This window comes from Streptomyces sp. SID14436 (assembly GCF_010548465.1).
Classification (GTDB): Bacteria; Actinomycetota; Actinomycetes; order Streptomycetales; family Streptomycetaceae; genus Streptomyces.
Genome location: NZ_JAAGMD010000657.1, coordinates 1 through 20,368, shown reverse-complemented (window position 1 = coordinate 20,368; position 20,368 = coordinate 1). Strand labels below are relative to the sequence as shown.

The window sequence follows — 20,368 nt, the reverse complement described above, 5'->3', positions numbered from 1 at the left end:
CCCCACCCATCCCCGGCCCCCACCCACCCCCGGCCCCCACCCACCCACCGTCACGAGCCGATCGGCCGCGCACTAGGGTCGGCGTGGCCGTGTGTCCAGCCCGGTCGTCTTGACGAGGCACCGACGGGACGTGATGCGCGTGATCATGGGTTTGGGGATCTTCCTGGCCTGTGGCGTGGGAGCACTCATCGCCCTGGCAGGCGTCGCGGCGATGGCCCTGCCGGGCCGGCCGGAGCCCTGGGCGCGGCACCTCCTGCGCCGCGCCGCTGCAGCCACCGCCTGGGCCGCGGCAGCCGTCTACTCACTGGGCTTCTTCGCCGTCCTGTCGTCCGAGCAGGCGTTCGGCGACGGGGCGGACTCGATCCCGGCCCCGGCCTGCCGCGACGGATTCTCTCCGGAGGAGAAGCAGGGCCTCTCGCACCACCGCTCCTCCTACCTGCCGCTCCGCTTCGACTGCGTCCGCGACGACGGCACCGTGTACTCCAGTGACTCCGCCTACGTCTGGATGAACTGGACGGCGGCGTCCCTCGCCCTGACCACTGCCGTGCTGGCGATCGGCGCGGGCCACGCGTCCGAGCTCCGCGCCCGCAAGGCAGAGGCGGCGCCATGACGCTGCTGTGCGTCTTCGCCGTCCTGGTGGTCGGCTGGGTCGCACTGCGCGGCCTGCTGGTGCATCCCCACCTGCCGCTGTGGGTACGGACCTCGACGTTCTGGGCGGTGCCCTTGGGTGCCGTCACCTGGGCGGTCATCATGGTCGCGGACGACCCGTCCCTGTTTCCGGAGACCGCCCCCTGCCCCAGGGAGCCGTACCAGAAGGGCGTCATCGGCGACGGGGAGGTCTCCGGCGTCTCCACCCCGTTCCCGCCACGGGCGTACTGCCTGTGGGAGGACGGCACGACCTACGAACTCGCGCCGGGCGCACAGTTCCTCTTCTGGGTGTTCTTCGCCGTGACGGTCGTCCCGCTGGGGGCGGGACTGTGGCATGCGGTGCGTAACCCGCACGCGCTGCTGCGGTAGTCCCCCCGTCCGCCGCGCACGACCCGCGCTCACCCGGCCCTGCTCACGGGGAGCCGCCGAGAGCCGCCGGAAGCCGCCGGAAGCCGCCGGGAGCCGCCATCCGGACGACCCTCAGGAGGTGAACCGCCCCTGCACGCCCTGGATCGCCCGGTCCCGCCACACGCAGTACACGGCGGCCGGATTGTCGAAGTACCGCCACGGCAGGGCGTCCACATGGCCGTCGACCAGGCGGAACTGCTGCAACGCCAGGTCGTACCGGCCCTGTCGGGTGAGGAAGTAGGCCAGCAGATGCCGCAGGGATGCCGTGTCCGGGTGGTCCTGCGGGGCGGCATCCGCGTCGGCCAGAGCGGCGTCGACCATGGCGACGAGAGAGGGCGTCCGGAAGTCGTCCGTCTCGGCGGTCGTGTCATGGTGCTCGTACCACGCAATCAGGGGCAGTGCGGTGAGGAGACTGCCGGGTGGAGCCGTCGCCGCGGCCTCCTGCGCGAAGGTGGCGGCCAGGCCCGCCGACCCGCGCCATTTCGCGCACCAGTACTGGAGGGCGGCGCGGTGCGCGCCGTAGTGGTGCGGGTCCCGGGCGGTCACCTCCTTCCAGATCTGCCGCATCTGCTCCCGGGACGCGCCGAGGCCGAGCGCGGCCCAGATCTCGGTGACGAACGGGGACGGGTCGCCCGGGGCGAGTTGCGCGGCGCGGGCGCACAACGCCGGTGCCTGGACGAGGACGTTGTGGAACTCCTGGAACTGCTTCCGGCTGGTCTCCCGGGCCCAGGCGGCGCCCCGCAGGTGCCAGGCCAGGGACACCGTCGCGCGTGCCCGGATCAACGCGGCGTCGGGGTCGTCGGGACCGACTGCCGTCTCCCATGCCTCCAGCCAACTCCCGGGACGCGCGGTCTCGTGGTCGCCCAATACGTCGGCGTGGAAGGAGCGGCGCCCCCAGTCACCCAGCTCCCTGCTCCGGGCCAGCAGTTGGGCCGCAGGCTCCCAGTCGCCCCGGGAGGCGGCGGCGCGCGCCTCTTCCAGCTGGGGGTCAGCGGCGACCTGCCGGGTGTTCTGGGCCGAGCGCGGAAGCAGGCCGAGTGCCTGCGCCCGTCGCGCGGATCCCCTCGGCGCGGCGGGTCCGGCCATGGTGCGGCGGTAGGCGACGACAGCGATCGCCGCCACCAGCGCGATCACGACGACGCGTGCGACCTCCACGGATCACGCACCGCCCCGGCAGCGCAGGACCGTCACGGAGCCGTGTACATACCGGTGCATACGCACGAGTTGACCCATCGGGCGAGGTCCTCCAGGGAGGGGGGAGTGGGACGACGGAGCGTCGGAAGATCGCGAAGAACCTGGAGTATGCCTGCTGCTGTCACCTGTCGCAAAGGTGTTCCCAGTAGCTTGCAGAAGCGGCTGGGTGCCGTGGGTGTCCCGGCGGGGGCAGCCGTCGGCTTGTGTTCACGGACGCCGCAGCCAAGGGCGTCCGTGAACTCGTGGGTGCCTGTTGTCTCCATTGCTTCACGGTGCTGTCCCAGTTGGGATCTGTGGGCGGGCGCAGCCCAGGACACCGACTAACGTTCCTGGTCGCAGGGGTTGGTCCGCACGTTCGATATCGAGTCGAGGCCTTCCTGCTCACGTTGCACAGGGTGGTGCACGTGTTCCAGATCAGACCGATTCACGGGGGTACGGCGAATGCCGATGCGAGCCAGCACGTCGAACGACAGATCGTCCGGGACCTACAGGTCTCCGTCCCGTCGGCGTGTGCTCCGGCTGGCCGGAGGCGGTCTCGCCCTGGCCGCACTGACCGCGGGCACCGTCGGCTGCGACGAGGAAGCGGTGGACGTCGAGGATCCCGCCGCCGGTGCCGACAAGCCGAAGGACGGCGGCAAGGCCTCCGGCGACGCGGACGGCGCCGGCACCGACGGCACGGCCCCGAAACCGCTGTGGACGAAGTCGACCTCGGCCGAGACCTACGGGGACAACGACGAACTGGTGGTCGCGGGCGGCGTCGTCCTCACCAGCGGCAGCCCCCTGGCCGCCCTCGACACCGCGACCGGCCGCCAGAAGTGGTCCCTGCCGGGCGGCACCGTCCCCGGGGCGCCGCTGCTGCTCGGCAAGGGCACCCTGTACCTGGCCGGCAACAAGTACGACGGCACCGTCACCGGATACGACCCGGCCTCCGGCAAGGAGACCTGGCGCAGCCGCCTGGGCGAGGGCTACCGGCAGCCGCGGCCGATCGCCGTGGACGACGGGCAGGTGTACGTCATCGCCGAGATCCTCGAGGACGACGGCTCGTCGAGGACGAATGTCATCGCGGCTCTCGACAGCACCACCGGCAGGCTCGCCTGGAAGGAACAGCGCGACCTGGGCACCATGCAGAACGGCATCCATGCCGCCGTCCGCGGCCGCCACCTCGTCTACACCGACTTCAAGAAGAACCTCACCGTGCGCGACACCGCCACCGGCAGCCAGGTGTGGACGCAGAAGACGACCAAGACGAACTACGGCTTCTTCGCCGTCCATCAGGATGTGGTCATCGTCCCGCAGGGGCAGAAGCTCCAGGCCTTCGACTTGTCCGACGGCAAGGAGAGATGGTCCCTGGAGGCAGCGGACTTCGCCCTCTTCAAGGAGCCGGCCGTCGTGGAGAACGTGCTCTACATCGCCGACAGCGCCAGGACGATGCGGGCCGTCGATCCGCAGACGGGTCAGCAGCTCTGGACGTCCGAGGCGCTCGCGTCGGCGGGACTCCAGGTGCCGCGGCAGTACGTCAAGGCGGGCGACACCCTCTACGGTGCCACGGACCTGGACAAGCAGGGCGGCATCATCGCCATGGACGCGAAGACCGGCGACGTGCGCTGGACGTTCAACGACGGGACCGGCGACCACCACGCCTGGCTGGTGGCCACCGACGGCAAGCGCGTCTTCGCCCTGCACGGCACGGAGTTGCACGCACTGCCCGTGTGACGCGCGGGCAGTGGGAATGACCCGACCGGGGGCCGGCGGATGGCCCAGGCACGAGAGCCGCCGGCAGGTGAATCACGCACGCCACCCGCCGAATTGGCCGCCGCCGACCGGTATCAGGGGCGAGGCATGGACCCCACGACCTTGTTTCCGGGGGACCTGGTCGAGGAACTGCGGAGAAGCCTCCGGGAGGCGGGACGATGCCGGCCTCCCGGGCCTGCGTGGAGCGAGGAGCGCGACCGGCGACGGCCGGTGCTCCTCCTGGTTCAGAGGATCGCCACGGCCCGGCCGGGGACCTCGCCCTTGGCCAGCTTGTCGACGTACTCCGGGATCTGCTCGAACGTGATGGGCACGATCTTCGACGCGATGTTGCCGCCGGCCATGAGCCGGAGCACCTCCTCGGCCTCCGACTTCTCGCCGTTGGCGGCGCCGACGATGGTGATCTCCTTGAGGATGACCTGCTGCATGGAGAGGGTGGCCTCCTCGCGGGCCAGCCCGATCTGCACGATGCGGCCGCCGTGCTTGATCGCGTCGACGGCGGAGGCCGTGGTGGTGCCGAAGCCGGCGAAGTCGACGATCACGTCGAGGCCGCGGTCCTCGAAATCGCGGATGTCCTTGGACACGCCCGCGACGCCGAGGTCCTTGGCGTCGTCCCAGACCCTTTCGTTGATCTCGGCGACGTAGACGTTGGCGCCCAGTTCCTTGGCGATCTGCGCTCCAAGGGAGCCGAGTCCGCCGAATCCGATGATGCCGACGTTCTGTCTGGCCTCGACGCGGCCGAACGTCACGAGGGCGCGGTAGGACGTGCGGGCGGCGTCCATGGCCGGGGCGGCCTGGGAGAAGTCGACCTCGTCGGGCACGCGGACGACGAGGTCGGCCTTGACGACGACCTTGTCCGCGAAGCCGCCGTCGACGGCGGTTCCGGGGCCCTCGGTGACCGCCGGGATCCCCACGCGGTCGCCGACGGCGAAGGCGGTGACGTCCGCACCGACGGCGCTGACGACGCCCGCGGTCTCGTGGCCCAGGATGATCGGCCTGTAGCCCAGCAAGGGGGTCAGGGTGCCGTCGACGAAGCTCACGTCGCTGTGGCACAGGCCGGACGCCTTGACGTCGATGACGATCTCGTCGGCGCCGGGCTTCGGGTCCTCGCGCTCGACCAGCGTGAACGGTTCGTTGACCTCGTTGAACTGCCATGCCCTCATGTCGGCTCCTTCCTGTGGTGAGCGCCCGCAAACCGGGAACTAGTTCAACAATAAATCATTTTTGTTGAAAGTCGAACAGAGTGGATAGGGGTCGACCTGGGTGGTCGTGGGCGGATGTGCCCGTTGACGTCGTCAACGCCGCCCGGTTGTTGCCAGCGGACGGTGGCATCTGTGTACGGTTACCGGTATGCCAAAGACCCCGGCCACCCCGGCGAACCCGTTGGTGAGCGGTTCCGAGATCGCCCGTATCGCGGGCGTCACGCGCGCCGCCGTCTCGAACTGGCGGCGGCGGTACGACGATTTCCCGGCACCGGCGGGAGGCGGGGCGAACAGCCCGCTCTTCGACCTCGCCGAGGTCCAGGCGTGGCTCGACAAGCAGCGCAAGGGGCAGGACGTCACCGACGAGGTCCAGCTGTGGCAGGTGCTGCGGGGAACCTATGGCGACGACATCCTCAGCGGGCTCGCCGACGTCGCCCACGTGCTTGCTGCCAAGGATGCTGAGCGTGCCGAGGGCGCCGAGACTGCCGAGGAGCGGGACACGCCGTCCGCACTGCCCGTCCAGGCGGTCGAGCTGGCCCGTCGCATGGCGGGGGAGAGCAGCCCCGCCGACGTGGTGGACGGCCTCGTGGAACGGTTCAAGGAATCGGTGCGGCGAGCGGGATCCGACCAGGTCACGTCGCCCCGCGTGGTCCGCGCCGTACGGCACGCCGCCGGTGACGTGTCCGCGGACGCGGTGCTCTTCGACCCCGCGTGCGGCGTCGGCACCCTCCTGCTGGCCGTCGGCGCCGGGGAGCAGGTCCGGCGGTACGGCCAGGAGGTGGACCCCCGGAGCGCCCGCCTCGCCCAGGGGAGGGCCGGACTCGCGCAGTCGACCCACGTGGAGGTGGCCGAGGGAGACTCCCTGCGCTCCGACCGGTGGCCGGACCTGAAGGCCGACCTCGTCGTCTGCGACCCGCCGGTCAGCGACAGCGACTGGGGCCGGGAGGAGCTGCTCCTCGACCCCCGCTGGGAGCTGGGCACACCCTCACGGGCCGAGGGCGAGCTGGCCTGGCTGCAGCACGCCTACGCGCACACCGCGCCCGGTGGCCGGGTCGTCATGGTCATGCCCGCCTCGGTGGCCTACCGCAAGGCCGGGCGTCGCATCCGCGCCGAGCTCGTCCGCCGCGGTGTCCTCACCCAGGTGACGGCGCTGGCGCCCGGCACGGCCGCAGCCCACGCGCTCCCCGTGCACCTGTGGCACCTGCGCCGGCCCCGGACGCCGGATGACACGACCGGCACCGTACGGATGGTCGACCTGACGGCCAACGAGGCGGACGGGCCGCTGGAGCCGCGGCCCGAACAGATCAGGGACGTGCCGCAGATCGACCTGCTCGACGATCTGGTGGACCTCACTCCGAGCCGGTACGTCCAGGAGTTCCATCGCGACTACGCCACCGAATACGAAACGCTGAGCCGGGAACTGACCGAGCACGTACGGCGCTTGAGCGAACTGCTGCCGTCCCTGACGGCGGGTGAGGGGCCGGGCGCCCTGGACGGGCCCAGCGTGAGTGTCGCCGACCTGATGCGTGCCGGACTGGTCGAGAACGCGGACCCGGAACCCGTGTCGGTGAGCGAGCAGCTCGACACCGACTTCCTGCGTGGCTTCCTGCACAGCGCGGCGAACAGCCGCCGCTCCACGACCGCCAGCGGAACGTTCCGGCTCGACGGCAAGGGCGCCCGTATCCCGCAGATGGACATCGCCGCCCAGCGCCGGTACGGGACGGCGTTCCGCGCGCTCCGGGAGTTCGAGGAGCGTGCCCGCCGCGTCGCGGAGCTGAGCCGGCAGATCACCGCGCTGGCCCAGGACGGGCTGAGCAACGGGGCGCTCACGCCGGACGACTGAGTCGAGTCATCGGCTGTTCACGGCATGCGCGTGCGCGGGGGGCGTGCGCGCCGCAGTGACGTCTACCGGGAGTCCGGAGCCGGGAGTCCGGAGCCGGGAGTCCGGAGCCGGGAGTCGGGAGCGTCACCGAGTAGGCACTCCCGCGGTTTCGCCGAACTCCGCTGCGGGCTGGGGGAGCTGACGAAGGTCAAGGCGGCCGGCTCTGCATGCCTTCGTGGGCAGCAGCTGTGCCCTGCCGCCCCTCCTCACGCCATCGGTCGCCACGGGGATCACCCGGCTGTGCTGCCGGGCAGAGCCGCCTGCCTTCGCTCGAACTGTGAACCGGCCATTCGAGCAACAGGCACTTCTATCGCGAGACCTCTGTTGACACTATCAACGCGCCTCACCTATGTTTCTCGTGTGCTCGCTGGTGATCTCACGCCGGGGAGTCGAATGTGAACATGAGCCATGTCCTTGGGGGGACCATGCACGCCCGTACCAGAATTACCGCCGCTGTCGTCGCCGCCGTCGGGGCGCTCACGCTGACTGCCTGCGACACCGGCAGCACCGTCGTCGACAAGCCGAAGAACGGTGCCGCTGCCGACGTCGACACCGGCACTGGGGAGGACACGGCCAAGAAGGAGAAGGCTCCCGAGATCGCCAAGGTCGGTGACACTCTCGCCCTGGAAGGCATGGACGAGGGCAGCGAACTCGACGTCACGGTCGTCAAGGTCGCCGACCCCGCGAAGTCCGCGGACGAGTTCATGGAGCCCGCCGCCGGCAAGCGTTTGGTCGGCGTGCAGTTCAAGCTGGTCAACACCGGCAAGGCGGCCTACAGCGACAGCCCGTCCAACGGGGCGCAGGTCGCCGACAGCGAGGGCCAGCAGTTCGACGCGACCTTCGGGGACATCACGGCCGGGCCCTCGATGGCCTCCAGCCTGAAGCTCAAGCCCGGTGCCAAGGGGCTGGGCTGGATCGTCTTCGAGGTCCCGGAGGCGGCGAAGATCGACACCGTGCAGTTCACCATGAACTCCGGGTTCGCCGACAAGACCGGTGAGTGGAAGCTGCGGTAGGAGCGGGGGAGGACGCAGGGTGCGGGGTCACGGGAAGCCGGGCCGGTCCGGTCGATGAGTGCGGACCGGGCCGGCTCCCGCGAAGTTCCGTGGCGGAAGGGGGAGCCGGCACCGTCCGTTCCTGGTCGCCAACCGCTGTGGTTGCGTCAGGAGTAGGACCAGCGCCAGGCGTTGGACCGGTAGGAGCAGGTGATGCGTGCGCCGCTCGCGGTCGTCGTCGTAGCTCCGTGATCGCTGTTCCGGCAGAACTGTCCGGCCTGGTAGCAGTTGCCCGCGTTGGAAACGATGGAGCACGTACCCGAAGCGCTGCCGTTGCCGCCGCTGCTGCTGCCGCCGGAGTTGGAGGTACGGGCGCTCCGGGTGACGGTGACGGTCGGGCCGGGGGTCTCCACCTTCTTGGTCTTGGTGACCGTGGGAGCAGGCTTCGCTTCGGGCGTGGCCGTCACGGTGGCGGTGGCGGTGGCCGTTGCTGTGATCGTGACAGTGGGTGTGGGTTTGGCGGCAAGCGTCTGGGCGGCGTTCACCTCGTCCTGTGCGGACTGGATGCCGCCGAGCGCCCCCATGGCGAACAGGGCGACGCCGGCGGCCCACAGTCTCTTGCGCTTGCGCAGCGGGCGTATGTCGGTTGCGGACGGTGGCTGCGGCTGAAAGGCCATGTTCCCTCCCGGGGATGTTTCTGTGCGATCCGGCGATGTGCGGTGCGGTGACGCGACGTGGCCCTGCCGGAACGTTTCGATCAGGGCGGGTGTGGCGTCGACTGGATGGGCGGGCCGATGGGATCGGAGCGCTCTGTGCTGCAACCCCCCGAAGTGCGTCTGTGCGTAGCGGTATGGAGAGATCGTTGAGGCGGTCCTGAGGCCTTGTGGGGTCGTGGCCATGGGGCCGCTGGTGCGATCGGTGGGGCTCCGCCCGTCGTCAACGTGAGCATGCCGGAGGCGTGTTAGCGGTGTCAACGGTTTTGGTATGACGTGATTGACGGGGGCGTGTACCCCGCCGATGCGTCCGGTGAACGTGGGGTAGGAGGTGACGGAGTCGCACGGCTGGGGCCTCTCCGGCGGCAGGCCCGGCCGGCGGTCGGCGGCCGGGCCTGCCCCGGCACCGCCCCTCCCGCCCCGGCCATTAGCCCGCACGGGTCAAGCGCGCCACCCGCTCGCGACATCGGCCGTGCGCCCCGCGCCGCCCCGCCGCAGCATGGCCTTGTTGCCGACCGGCAACCCGATCGGTTCCGGTCGGAAGCGAAGGAGGCCCCGCGATGGGCGAGCTGTACATCGACGGTGAGTGGACGAACGCGGCCGCGGGCGGGCGGCGGGAGGTGCTGAACCCGTACGACGCCAGTGTCGTCACGACGGTCGACGAGGCGGATGCCACCGACGTCGACCGCGCGGTGCGCGCCGCACGGCGGGCCTTCGTCGAGGAGGACTGGGCGAACGCGCCCACCCGGCAGCGCGCCGACCTGTTGATGCGGGTGCACGACCTGCTGCTGCGCGACCGGGACGAGATCGCCCGCACCGAGACCCTCGACACCGGCAAGACGCTGACCGAGGGCCGGATCGACGTGGAGGACGTGGCGAACGCCTTCCGGTACTTCGCCGAGCTGGCGGGTAAGGACGGCGGCCGGGTCGTGGACGTCGGGCCGGACGTGCTGAGCCGGGTCGTCTACCAGCCGGTCGGGGTGTGCGCGCTCATCGCTCCCTGGAACTATCCGCTGCTCCAGGCGTCGTGGAAGGTGGCGCCCGCGCTGGCCGCCGGGAACACCTTCGTCCTCAAGCCCAGCGAGACCACGCCGCTCACCACCATCGCCATGATCCGGCTGATCGAGGAGGCGGGTGCCCCGCCCGGAGTCGCCAACCTGGTCCTCGGTTCCGGGGCGACGGTCGGCGCGGCTCTGACCTCGCACCCCGAGGTCGACCTGGTGTCGTTCACCGGGGGTCTCGCCACCGGACGCGCCATCATGGCCGCTGCCGCCGAGGGGCCGAAGAACATCGCGCTCGAGCTGGGCGGCAAGAACCCCAACATCGTGTTCGAGGACGCCGACTTCGACGCCGCCGTCGACTACGCGCTGGACGCGGCCTTCCTGCACGCCGGCCAGGTCTGCTCCGCCGGTTCGCGGCTGCTGGTCCAGGACTCCCTGCACGACCGTTTCGTCGACGCCCTCGCCGAGCGGGCCCGGGCGATCCGCCTCGGCAACGGCCTGGACGAGGGCACGGAGAGCGGGCCGCTCAGCTCCGCCGAGCACCGGGAGAAGGTCGAGCGTCACATCGCCGCCGCGCGTGAGGAGGGCGCCCGGCTCGTCACCGGCGGCACCCGCCCCGACGACCCCGCGCTCCGCAACGGCTACTTCCTGCTGCCGACCATCTTCGCGGACTGCGACCGGTCCATGAGCATCGTGCAGGACGAGGTCTTCGGCCCGGTCGTCACCGTGGAGCGGTTCCGCACCGAGGACGAGGCGGTGGAACTGGCCAACGACACCCGCTACGGCCTGGCCGGCGGCGTCTGGACGTCCGACGCGAGCCGCGCCCAGCGCGTCGCCCAGCGGCTGCGGCACGGCACCGTGTGGATCAACGACTTCCACCCGTACGTACCGCAGGCCGAGTGGGGCGGCTTCGGCCGCTCCGGCGTCGGGCGCGAGCTCGGTCCGACGGGCCTGCGCGAGTACCAGGAGGCCAAGCACATCTACCAGAACCTCGCCCCGGGGCCGTCCGGCTGGTTCAAGGGCTGAGCCCGCAGCCCTCGGCACCCACCGAAGGCACGCCAGTACTCCAGTACCCCGGTACTCCAGCACCCCGGTACTCCAGCACCCCGGTACTCCAGTACCCCGGTACCTCGGTACTTCCGCACTCCAGAGCACGCGAAGAGCCCTGACGAAAGGCACTCCATGGCCGCCCCCACCACCCCGCACGGCGCCGAGTCCTCCTACGACTACGTCATCGTCGGCGGCGGCACCGCCGGCTGTGTGCTCGCGGCCCGACTGAGCGAGGACCCCGACTGCCGTGTCTGCGTGATCGAGGGCGGTCCCAGCGACGTCGGGGACGAGCGCGTCCTGCGCCTCCGCAACTGGATCAACCTGCTGGGCACCGAGTACGACTACGGGTACACCACGGTCGAACAGCCGCGCGGCAACTCGCACATCCTCCACTCACGGGCCCGGGTCCTCGGCGGTTGTTCGTCCCACAACACGCTGATCAGCTTCATGCCGCTGCCGGAGGACCTCGACGACTGGGTGGCCGCCGGGTGCGCCGGCTGGGACCCGGCGACGATCCTCCCGTACCGGGACCGGCTGCTCACCAAGATCGTCCCGGTGGCCGAGGCCGACCGCAATCCCATCGCCAAGGACTTCGTCACCGCAGCCTCCAGGGCCACCGGTGTCCCCGTCGTCGACGACTTCAACGCCGAGCCCTTCGCCGACGGCACCGGCTTCTTCTCGCTGGCCTACGAACCGGAGGGCAACCTGCGTTCCTCCGCGTCCGTCGCCTACCTGCACCCGATCCTGAACCGCCCGAACCTCACCCTCCTGCTGGAGACCTGGGCGCACCGGCTGCTCACCGACGAGGCCGGGAAGCTGACCCGGGTCGCCGTCCGCGGTGCCGACGGGGAGCCCGCGACCGTGCGCGCGACGCGCGAACTCGTCCTGTGCGCCGGGGCCATCGACACCCCGCGGCTGCTCATGCTGTCCGGCATCGGCCCGGCCGACGACCTGCGCCGCGTGGGCATCGACGTCCACGTCGACCTGCCCGGCGTGGGGGAGAACCTGCTGGACCACCCCGAGTCGATCATCCTGTGGGAGACGGACGGCCCGTTGCCGCCCAACTCCGCCATGGACTCCGACGCCGGACTGTTCCTGCGCCTCGACAAGGGGCAGCCGCGCCCGGACCTGATGTTCCACTTCTACCAGGTGCCGTTCACCGTCAACACCGAACGCCTCGGCTACCCCGTCCCCGAGCACGGAGTGTGCATGACACCGAACGTGCCCCGGGCCCGCTCCACCGGCCGCATGTGGCTGCGCAGTTCCAACCCGTCGGAGCACCCCGCGCTGGACTTCCGGTACTTCACCGACCCCGAGGGCCACGACGAGCGCACGATCGTCGAGGGCCTGAAGCTGGCCCGGGAGGTCGCCGCGACCGACCCCCTCAAGGACTGGCTCGTCCGTGAGGTCGCTCCCGGCCCGAACGTCACGTCCGACGCCGACCTGTCGGAGTACGGGCGCCGCGCCGCCCACACCGTCTACCACCCGGCGGGCACCTGCCGCATGGGCGCGGCGGACGACCCGATGGCCGTCTGCGACCCGCAGATGCGGCTGCGCGGGGTCGACGGTGTGCGCGTGGTCGACGCGTCGGTGTTCCCGACGATGCCGACCATCAACCCCATGGTGACCGTGCTCCTCGCCGCCGAACGGGCCGCCGACCTGATCACCGGAAAAGCGGGGCCCGGTGACGGGACGTCCGACGGCGGGGCGGCCGCGCGGTGACAGGGCCGCGGCCCGCGCGCAGGTCACCACGTGCCGCCCGCCGGCCGGGGTCCGTGTACGCCGCACGGGAGTTCGTCCCGTACGGTCGGTTCAAGCCATCACCACCGGGGCATCAGGATTCTGCCTCGCCCCACGCGCCCCGCAGCAGGGGTGTTAGAGCAAAGACCTGAGGTCTCGCGAGCGGCGGCGGCCTCGGCCGGCGGAAGCAGCCACCGGCTCTCCCGGCCGACGTCCTGGCCCTCAGCGAAGGAGGAACCGACCATGTCGAGCGCTGGAGACAAGGGCCACGGAGCAGCACCGGAGGAGTTGCTGGCGGACGACGAGCCGACGGGCACCGTCCGGCTGAAGCCGGTGGTGTTCTTCGGCGCGGCGACCCTCGTTCTCGCCATCTCGCTCTGGGCGATCATCACACCGGGCGGTGCGGAAGACACCATCGGTCTGGTCGTCGGCAAGATCTCCAGCTGGTTCGGCTGGTACTACTTCGTCGCCGCCACCCTCTACCTGGTTTTCGTCGTCTTCATCGCCGTGTCCAAGTACGGCACCGTCAAGCTGGGTCCCAAGCACTCGAAACCGGACTACGGCCTCTTCACGTGGGGGTCGATGCTGTTCGCCGCGGGCATCGGCATCGACCTGATGTTCTTCTCGGTCTCCGGACCCGTCAGCCACTATCTCGCGCCGCCGCAGGGCGACCCGGAGACGCTGGAGGCCGCGCGGCAGGCCGTCGTGTGGACCCTGTTCCACTACGGCATCACGGGCTGGGCCATGTACGCGCTGATGGGCATGGCGCTCGGATACTTCTCCTTCCGGTACAAGCTGCCGCTCGCGATCCGCTCCGCGCTGTACCCGATCATCGGCCGGCGCATCCACGGCCGGATCGGCGACACCGTCGACCTGGCGGCCATCATCGGCACCGTCTTCGGCATCGGCGTGACCCTCGGCATCGGCGTCGTCCAGCTGAACTACGGCCTGAAGGTCCTCTTCGGCGTGCCGGAGGGGCTGTCCGCGCAGATCGCCCTGATCGTGGTCGCCGTGGGCATGGCCACCGCGTCGGCCGCGTCCGGCGTGGACAAGGGAATCCGCCGGCTGTCCCAGCTCAACGTCCTCCTCGCCGCCCTGCTGATGTTCTACATCCTCGTCGTCGACGAACCGTTCCGGCTGCTCAACGCCGTGGTCCAGAACGTCGGGGACTACGTCAGCGGCTTCCCGTCGATGACGCTCAACACCTTCGCCTACGACCAGCCCACCGAGTGGCTGGACGCCTGGACCCTCTTCTTCTGGGCCTGGTGGATCGCGTGGGCGCCGTTCGTCGGGCTCTTCCTGGCGCGCATCTCACGCGGCCGCACCCTGCGCGAGTTCATCGCGGCGACGCTCGTCATCCCGTTCATCTTCACCGGTGCCTTCCTGGCGATCTTCGGCAACAGCGCCCTGTTCCTGGTGCGTGACGGGAACAAGGAGTTCGGCGAAACCGCCATGAACGTCCCCGAGCAGGGCTTCTACACCCTGCTGGACCAGTATCCGGGCTTCCTGTTCAGCGCGGGACTGGCGACGTTCGTCGGCCTGCTGCTGTACGTCACCTCCGCCGACTCCGGCGCCCTGGTGATGGGCAACCTCAGCGCCGAACTGCCCACCCCGGTGACCGACGCGCCCACCTGGCTGCGCATCTTCTGGGCGGTCGCCACAGGTCTGCTCACGCTCGCCATGCTGATCGTGGGCGGCGTCCAGGCGCTCACCAACGCCACCATCATCATGGGTCTGCCCTTCTCCTTCGTGATGTTCCTGATCATGGCTGGGCTCTTCCTGGCGTTGCGCACCGAACGCATGCTCGTCGAGGCCAAGGACACGACGCTTCCCGGGTCGCTGTCCGGGCGCATGGCACAGCACGGTCTGCCGGGAGCACCCAACTGGCGGCACCGGCTGGCCCGGAGCATGTCCTTCCCCGGCCGTCGGGCGGCCGGCCGGTTCGTCGACCAGGTGTGCCGGCCCGCGTTCCAGGAAGTCGCCCAGGAACTGCGGCAGCAGGGAGCGGAGGCCGAGGTCGTGGAGGGGGTCGTCGAGGACATCGGCGTCCCGCACGTCGGCCTGCGCGTACCGATCGGCACCAGCGACGAGTTCGTCTACGAGGTCTGGCCCGTCGAACGGCCGACGCCCGCCTTCGCCACCCGGTCGGTCACCACGCACGACACCTACGTCCGCTTCGAGGTCCGGCTCGCCGAGGGCAACCAGGACTACGACGTCATGGGGTACACGAAGGAACAGCTCATCGCCGACGCCCTCGACCAGTACGAACGGCACCTGGAGTTCCTGCGGGTGCGTCACGAGGCCAGCCGTTCCGGCTTCCCGGACCACCGCCCGGACGCCCCGGACGCGCACCTGCCGGAGGAGTAGGAGCGAGCTCAGCCCCGACGAGGGCCGGGCCCTTGGCGGCCCTCCGACCGCCGGCACGACGAACCGTGTGCGGACCCGGCCCTCAGAACTCCTCGGCCGGGCGGTGGGCGAACGGAAGGGCCGCCGCCCCGTGGGGCCGTACCGGGCGAGCGAGATCCGGGTCGCCGAACTCCGCGCGCAGCGCCTCGAAAGCGGTCACCTTGTCCTCGCCGAAGCGTCGGACGTGGTCGCGGTACTCCTCGGGGGAGAGGAACGACGACGGCCTGGACTTGGTGTGGAACTTGTCCGCGTACATCACCAGCCTCTCCTCCACCGTCTCCGCCAGGTAGTCGGCGGGCGGCAGCGGCAGCCCCTGCTTCAGGATGTCGTCCCGGGTGAGTCCCACTCCGGTGTGGTGGGAGCAGAACCGGCGCAGGGTCTCGGGGAGTTCCTCCCGCTCGAGGATCTCGTGTCCCAGCAGGCCGTGCCGGACGTAGTTGCGGTGGTCGAGCCGTCCGTCGGCCCCGTAGAGGCGGTAGACCCCGATGTCGTGGAGGAGACAGCCGGCGCGGACCAGCTCGGCGTCCACATGGGAAAGACGGGGATCGGAGAGCAGCTGCTCGGCGACACTCCAGACGATCTCGCAGTGCCGGTGGACGAGGTCGAACGCCTCGGCCGTCGGTGCGTACCGCTCGTGCAGGGCGCGGATCTCGTCTGGTCCCGGAATGCGCATCCGGGGAGCGTAACAACAGGGGCCGGCGTCAGCGGGCCGCGGGCCGTGTCACGCGATCGGGTGATGTCTCGGGGAACGGGCACGCGAGGACCGGGCGGGCCGTTCGACCGAGTGACGGGGACTTCTCCCGAAGACGGGAGGGCTCCTCCGTCCGGATGGAGGACTTCGCCCGGAGACGGGTGGGCTCCTCCGTCCGCCACGGACACTCACTCACCACACACAACGGGGGCACACAGATGGGTCTGCACTTCCACCGCAATCCCGACGGCACGACGACCGGGCGCAACGAGGCCAACGGCTTCATGGTGACGCACCGCGACGAGGAGGAGGTCAAGCGGCAGCTGTACGAGGACGCCGGGTGGACGTACACGCCCCCGCCGCCACCGGTCCCGCGCGGGTTTCACCGGTTCCCGCTGGTGCACGAGGAGTTCGAGACGGCCGGCTTCGGGGACGAGCGGTACGCGCAGGTGCGGAGGCATCCGCCGAAGGGATGCGTTCCCGTCGACCGGGGATGCTTCGCGCTGGAGTGCGAGCGGCCGGGGCGGACCTTCATGGACGCGGTCGCCGGCACGGTCGCGGAGATCCGGCGCGAGCACGGGCTGGTGATGACCGGCCTGGGCGTGGAGAAGCCGGACGAGTGCCTCGGCTCCGACCGGGACGGCCCGGCGGCGCGCACCGTGGCCCACCTGCTGCTGATGGCCGCCCACCGGGCGCGGGTGCTCGGATACGGGCGCAAGGATCTCGTCCGGCTGCTCGACGCGACGGGGATCGCGTAGAGCGGGACGGGAGGCACGACGTGCCCCTGGCCCCGCGTCAGCCGGCGACCAGTTCCCGCGGGTCGGACCGCTCGGGCGACGTCTGCTGAGCGGACTGCTCGGGCGACGTCTCCTGAGCGGACTGCTCGACCGGCGTCGCCGGCACCCGCGAGGTCCGCCACAGCCAGAACACGTCCCGGCCGAACGACCACAGCAGCAGCCCCAGCGCCAGCGCGACCACCGCGACGTTGGCCGCGTGCGGCAGGAGCTCCGCGCCTGCCAGCAGCAACAGCACGCCCTGCAGAGCGGCCACCGTCTTGCGGGCCGTGCTCGGCGGCAGCGGGGCGTTCAGCCACGGCCAGACGCGTGCCGCGGCGACGAACCCGTACCGCATGCCGCCGATCAGCAGCACCCACGGCCCCATGGCCATCGACAGATACACGCTCAGCACCAGAATCAGGAAGGCGTCCACCTCCATGTCGAACCGGGCACCCAGCGCAGTCGACGTACCGGTCCTGCGCGCCACCTTGCCGTCCACACCGTCGAGAATCAGCGCGACGGCCGTCAGGCCCACGAAGAGGGAGACGGGCGGCGAGTCCTGGAAGGAGTCGGCCACCAGAGCGGTGACGCCCCCGACGAGAATGGCCCGGCCGAGCGTGACCCGGTTGGCGGCACCGAAGGAGCGCGACCGGGACCGGTGCAGGGCCCGGGAGAGCACCGCCCAGGTCGCGAGGGCGAACGCGAGACCGGTGAGCCAGCCCGCCGGCCCCATGCCGATCGCCGAGCCGAGCAGCACCAGCAGCAGGATCTGTACGCCCGCCCCCACGGCGGTCTCCTGCTGTACGAGCCTCGCGTCGTAACTGTTGTTCAGGGCCACCGAACACCCTCCGGCCGTGTGACAGATTTGATCAACGCCGCTACCTTGTGCGCGGCCTGTGCACCCCTCGGTACGCGTGCAGGTTCCCGATCGTTCAGGAGGATTCCGATGAACCGCACCGCTCGCGCGTTCTGGCTCGACTCGCCCGGCCGGGGCGGGATCCGGGAGGTGGACCTGCCCGAGCCGGGTGACGACGATGTGGTGGTGCGTTCGCTGTACTCCGGGGTGAGCCGCGGTACGGAGACCCTCGTCTTCCGCGGCGGGGTACCCGAGAACCAGCACGCGGCGATGCGGGCACCGTTCCAGGAGGGCGACTTCCCCGGGCCGGTCAAGTACGGCTACCTCAACGTCGGCGTGGTCGAGGAGGGGCCCGCGCACCTCACCGGCCGGACCGTCTTCTGCCTCTACCCGCACCAGACGCGCTACGTCGTTCCGGCCGCCGCGGTGACCCCGGTCCCGGACGACGTGCCGGCCGGGCGGGCCGTGCTCGCCGGGACCGTGGAGACCGCGGTCAACGCCCTGTGGGACGCCGCACCACTGATCGGTGACCGGATCGCCGTGGTCGGCGGGGGCATGGTCGGCTGCTCGGTGGCGGCCCTGCTGGCCCGCTTCCCCGGTGTGCGGGTGCAGCTCGTCGACAGCGATCCGGCACGCGAGAGCACCGCCCGCGCCCTCGGCGTCGGATTCGCCCTGCCCGAGGACGCCCTCGGTGAGTGCGATCTCGTCGTGCACGCCAGCGCCACGGAGCAGGGACTGAGCCGGGCCCTGGAACTGCTCACCGCCGAGGGCACGGTCATCGAGCTGAGCTGGTACGGCGACCGGCGGGTGGCCCTGCCGCTCGGCGAGGCGTTCCACTCACGGAGACTGGTCATCCGCAGCAGCCAGGTAGGCACGGTCTCCCCGGCCCGCCCCGGCCGCAGCTACGCCGACCGGCTGGCCGTCGCCCTGGACCTGCTCGCCGACCCCGCGCTCGACGCCCTGATCACGGGGGAGTCCGCCTTCGCGGACCTGCCCGAGGTCATGCCCCGGCTGGCCTCCGGCGACATCCCGGCCCTCTGCCACCGCATCCGCTACGACGCTCCCTGAGCCGACCCCGACGCACCGCCCGCCCGGGCCCGACCCACGCCAGACCGGCCCATCTGTCACCAGGTGCCGGGCCTCCCCCCGCGCCCCGTCGGCCAGTCGCACCTCTCTCCCCGAAACCGACAGCCGCCCCCGACAGCCGCACCCGACAGGCGACAGCCGCCTCCGGCAGCCGCAGCCGCGATCGCACCCGGTGTCCCAGACACGCCACCCGCACCATCAGTCCCCGGCTGTCCCCGACTGTCCCCGACGTTGCGCGCCCGCCCCTCGGGACCGTCACACCCGACCCTCGCCCCTCTCCGCCTCGCGTGGGCACAGCACATAACCGGCCGCCCCCGCCTGACCTGAGAAAAGAGCTACTGACGGCTGAACACGGGAAGAGAGTCAGCCGTACTACACGACATCCCCGGCGGACATCGGCCGGGGGGCAGACGCGCCGCACCTGGAGGGTCGTCCGTTGTTCAGCATCACCGTCCGCGATCACATCATGATCGCCCACAGTTTCCGCGGCGAGGTCTTCGGACCGGCCCAGCGCCTGCACGGGGCCACGTTCCTCGTGGACGCCACGTTCCGGCGCGAACAGCTGGACCAGGACAACATCGTCGTCGACATCGGGCTCGCCACGCAGGAACTCGGGGCTCTCGTCGGCGAGCTGAACTACCGCAATCTCGACAACGAGCCCGACTTCGCGGGGATCAACACCTCCACGGAGTACCTGGCCAAGGTCATCGCCGACCGGCTGGCCGAACGCATCCACAAGGGCGCGCTCGGGGAGAGCGCCAAGGGCATCACGGGTCTCACCATCACCCTGCACGAGTCGCACATCGCCTGGGCGAGTTACGAGCGTGCGCTGTGACCGACACGACCGTTCACACCACCTCGCCCACCGCCGACCCCACCGCCGAACGGGCGGGGGCCGCCCGACTGGGTTATGTTCCCCGGCAGGCGTCCTTTCCGAGGAACGACGGGATCATCCCCATGTCCCTGCGCATGGTCCACTTCGTGATGCCGGGCGGCGTCGACGACCCGTCGGCGCCCAGCGGAGGCAATGCCTACGACCGCCGGGTCTGCCTCGACCTGCCCGGCTTCGGCTGGGGCGTCCACAAGCACGCCGTGGCCGGTTCCTGGCCCCGCCCCGACTCGGCCGCCCGCGCGCACCTCGCCCGCACCCTGCGGCAACTCCCCGACGGCAGCGCCGTCCTGCTCGACGGACTGGTCGCCTGCGGCGTGCCGGACATCGTCGTCCCCGAGGCGGAGCGGCTGCGCCTGGCCGTCCTGGTGCACCTGCCGCTCGGGGACGAGACGGGGCTGGAGCCCGCCATGGCGGCCGAGCTGGACGCCCGTGAGCGCACGGTGCTGCGTGCCGTGGACGCCGTCGTCGCCACCAGCGACTGGGCGGTGCGCCGGCTCGTCTCGCACCACGGCCTGGATCCCGAGCGGGTCCACGTCGCCGCCCCCGGAGCCGACATCGCGCCCCTGGCCCCCGGCACCGACGGCGTGTCGCGGCTGCTGTGCGTGGCCGCGGTGACACCGCGCAAGGGCCAGCACCGGCTGGTGGAGGCCCTTGCGACCGTCGCCGACCTGCCGTGGACCTGCAGCCTCGTCGGCGGGACCACCCAGGACCCCGAGTACGTCGCCCACCTCGAGTCGCTGATCCGCACCCACGGTCTCCAGGACCGGCTGGAACTGGCCGGGCCGCGTTCCGGCGCCGACCTCGACGCCAGCTACGCCGCGGCCGACCTGATGGTCCTCACCTCCTACGCCGAGACGTACGGGATGGCCGTCACCGAGGCCCTCGCCCGTGGCATCCCCGTGCTGGCCAGCGACGTCGGCGGGCTGCCGGAGGCGGTTGGGCGGGCGCCCGACGGCGGAGTGCCGGGCATCCTCGTCCCGCCGGAGGACCCCGCCGCCATCGCCGCCGAACTGCGCGGCTGGTTCGGCGAGCCGGACGTGCGGCGCCGGCTGAAGGCCGCCGCCCGGGGCCGGCGCGCCGCG

At 71.1% G+C, this 20,368-nt stretch carries 17 protein-coding genes; 12 read left to right on the top strand and 5 right to left on the bottom strand.

Features of this window, described 5'->3' with window-relative positions:
* The first annotated feature begins 109 nt into the window (after nucleotides 1-109).
* Together G3I53_RS23345 and G3I53_RS23340 are read left to right on the top strand one after the other, a co-directional pair.
* Nucleotides 110-610 carry a hypothetical protein gene (locus G3I53_RS23345; protein WP_239064061.1) on the top strand — a complete coding sequence of 167 codons (501 nt, stop codon included), beginning with the start codon at nucleotides 110-112 and terminating at the stop codon, nucleotides 608-610.
* Nucleotides 607-1,017, top strand: a complete 411-nt coding sequence (locus tag G3I53_RS23340; RefSeq protein ID WP_164337473.1) for a hypothetical protein — start codon at nucleotides 607-609, stop codon at nucleotides 1,015-1,017. The genes G3I53_RS23345 and G3I53_RS23340 overlap by 4 nt, the downstream gene beginning before the upstream one ends.
* Before the next feature lie 111 nt (nucleotides 1,018-1,128).
* On the opposite strand, the gene G3I53_RS23335 is transcribed toward G3I53_RS23340, so the two are convergent.
* A complete protein-coding gene (locus G3I53_RS23335) occupies nucleotides 1,129-2,211 on the bottom strand; it encodes a hypothetical protein (RefSeq protein ID WP_343240674.1) in 1,083 nt (360 codons plus the stop codon).
* Nucleotides 2,212-2,760: 549 nt separating this feature from the next.
* Between G3I53_RS23335 and G3I53_RS23330 the strand changes: the two genes are divergently transcribed.
* The gene (locus G3I53_RS23330) at nucleotides 2,761-3,963 is read left to right on the top strand and encodes a PQQ-binding-like beta-propeller repeat protein (RefSeq protein ID WP_343240673.1); all 1,203 of its coding nucleotides are present in this window, start codon (nucleotides 2,761-2,763) and stop codon (nucleotides 3,961-3,963) included.
* A 263-nt stretch (nucleotides 3,964-4,226) separates the two neighbouring features.
* Here the strand turns inward: G3I53_RS23330 and G3I53_RS23325 are convergent, their stop codons facing one another.
* A complete protein-coding gene (locus tag G3I53_RS23325) occupies nucleotides 4,227-5,162 on the bottom strand; it encodes a zinc-binding dehydrogenase (RefSeq protein WP_164337475.1) in 936 nt (311 codons plus the stop codon).
* Nucleotides 5,163-5,349: 187 nt separating this feature from the next.
* Between G3I53_RS23325 and G3I53_RS23320 the strand changes: the two genes are divergently transcribed.
* Complete coding sequence (locus G3I53_RS23320; protein WP_164337476.1) at nucleotides 5,350-7,044, top strand: N-6 DNA methylase; 1,695 nt, start codon at nucleotides 5,350-5,352, stop codon at nucleotides 7,042-7,044.
* Nucleotides 7,045-7,484: 440 nt separating this feature from the next.
* On the top strand, nucleotides 7,485-8,096 hold the full coding sequence (locus G3I53_RS23315) for a DUF4352 domain-containing protein (protein WP_239064060.1): 612 nt from the start codon (nucleotides 7,485-7,487) through the stop codon (nucleotides 8,094-8,096).
* A gap of 146 nt (nucleotides 8,097-8,242) precedes the next feature.
* Here G3I53_RS23315 and G3I53_RS23310 read toward each other — a convergent pair whose 3' ends face one another.
* Entirely contained in the window at nucleotides 8,243-8,752 is a 510-nt protein-coding gene (locus tag G3I53_RS23310; RefSeq protein WP_164337477.1) for a hypothetical protein, read from the bottom strand.
* 596 nt (nucleotides 8,753-9,348) lie between these two features.
* Here G3I53_RS23310 and G3I53_RS23305 point away from each other — a divergent pair.
* The 3 genes from G3I53_RS23305 (at nucleotide 9,349) to betT (ending at nucleotide 14,946) form a co-directional block, all read left to right on the top strand.
* Nucleotides 9,349-10,815 carry an aldehyde dehydrogenase family protein gene (locus G3I53_RS23305; RefSeq protein ID WP_164337478.1) on the top strand — a complete coding sequence of 489 codons (1,467 nt, stop codon included), beginning with the start codon at nucleotides 9,349-9,351 and terminating at the stop codon, nucleotides 10,813-10,815.
* Nucleotides 10,816-10,971: 156 nt separating this feature from the next.
* Entirely contained in the window at nucleotides 10,972-12,561 is a 1,590-nt protein-coding gene (locus tag G3I53_RS23300; RefSeq protein WP_164337479.1) for a GMC oxidoreductase, read from the top strand.
* 261 nt (nucleotides 12,562-12,822) lie between these two features.
* Nucleotides 12,823-14,946, top strand: a complete 2,124-nt coding sequence (gene betT, locus G3I53_RS23295) for a choline BCCT transporter BetT (protein ID WP_164337480.1) — start codon at nucleotides 12,823-12,825, stop codon at nucleotides 14,944-14,946.
* 82 nt (nucleotides 14,947-15,028) lie between these two features.
* On the opposite strand, the gene G3I53_RS23290 is transcribed toward betT, so the two are convergent.
* Nucleotides 15,029-15,658: an HD domain-containing protein gene (locus G3I53_RS23290; protein WP_164337481.1), complete on the bottom strand. Its 630-nt coding sequence runs from the start codon at nucleotides 15,656-15,658 to the stop codon at nucleotides 15,029-15,031.
* Nucleotides 15,659-15,894: 236 nt separating this feature from the next.
* Here G3I53_RS23290 and G3I53_RS23285 point away from each other — a divergent pair, with 236 nt between their 5' ends.
* Nucleotides 15,895-16,434 carry a hypothetical protein gene (locus tag G3I53_RS23285; RefSeq protein WP_164337482.1) on the top strand — a complete coding sequence of 180 codons (540 nt, stop codon included), beginning with the start codon at nucleotides 15,895-15,897 and terminating at the stop codon, nucleotides 16,432-16,434.
* A 37-nt stretch (nucleotides 16,435-16,471) separates the two neighbouring features.
* Here the strand turns inward: G3I53_RS23285 and G3I53_RS23280 are convergent, their stop codons facing one another.
* The gene (locus tag G3I53_RS23280) at nucleotides 16,472-17,290 is read right to left on the bottom strand and encodes a CDP-alcohol phosphatidyltransferase family protein (RefSeq protein WP_343240672.1); all 819 of its coding nucleotides are present in this window, start codon (nucleotides 17,288-17,290) and stop codon (nucleotides 16,472-16,474) included.
* A gap of 108 nt (nucleotides 17,291-17,398) precedes the next feature.
* On the opposite strand from G3I53_RS23280, the gene G3I53_RS23275 reads away from it, so the two are divergent.
* From G3I53_RS23275 to G3I53_RS23265, 3 genes are all read left to right on the top strand, one after another.
* Nucleotides 17,399-18,376, top strand: coding sequence for a zinc-binding alcohol dehydrogenase (locus tag G3I53_RS23275; protein WP_164337483.1), 978 nt, complete (start codon nucleotides 17,399-17,401; stop codon nucleotides 18,374-18,376).
* A 454-nt stretch (nucleotides 18,377-18,830) separates the two neighbouring features.
* Entirely contained in the window at nucleotides 18,831-19,229 is a 399-nt protein-coding gene (locus G3I53_RS23270) for a 6-carboxytetrahydropterin synthase (RefSeq protein WP_164337484.1), read from the top strand.
* Nucleotides 19,230-19,297: 68 nt separating this feature from the next.
* On the top strand, nucleotides 19,298-20,368 hold a 1,071-nt coding region (locus G3I53_RS23265), incomplete at its 3' end, for a glycosyltransferase family 4 protein (protein WP_164438736.1).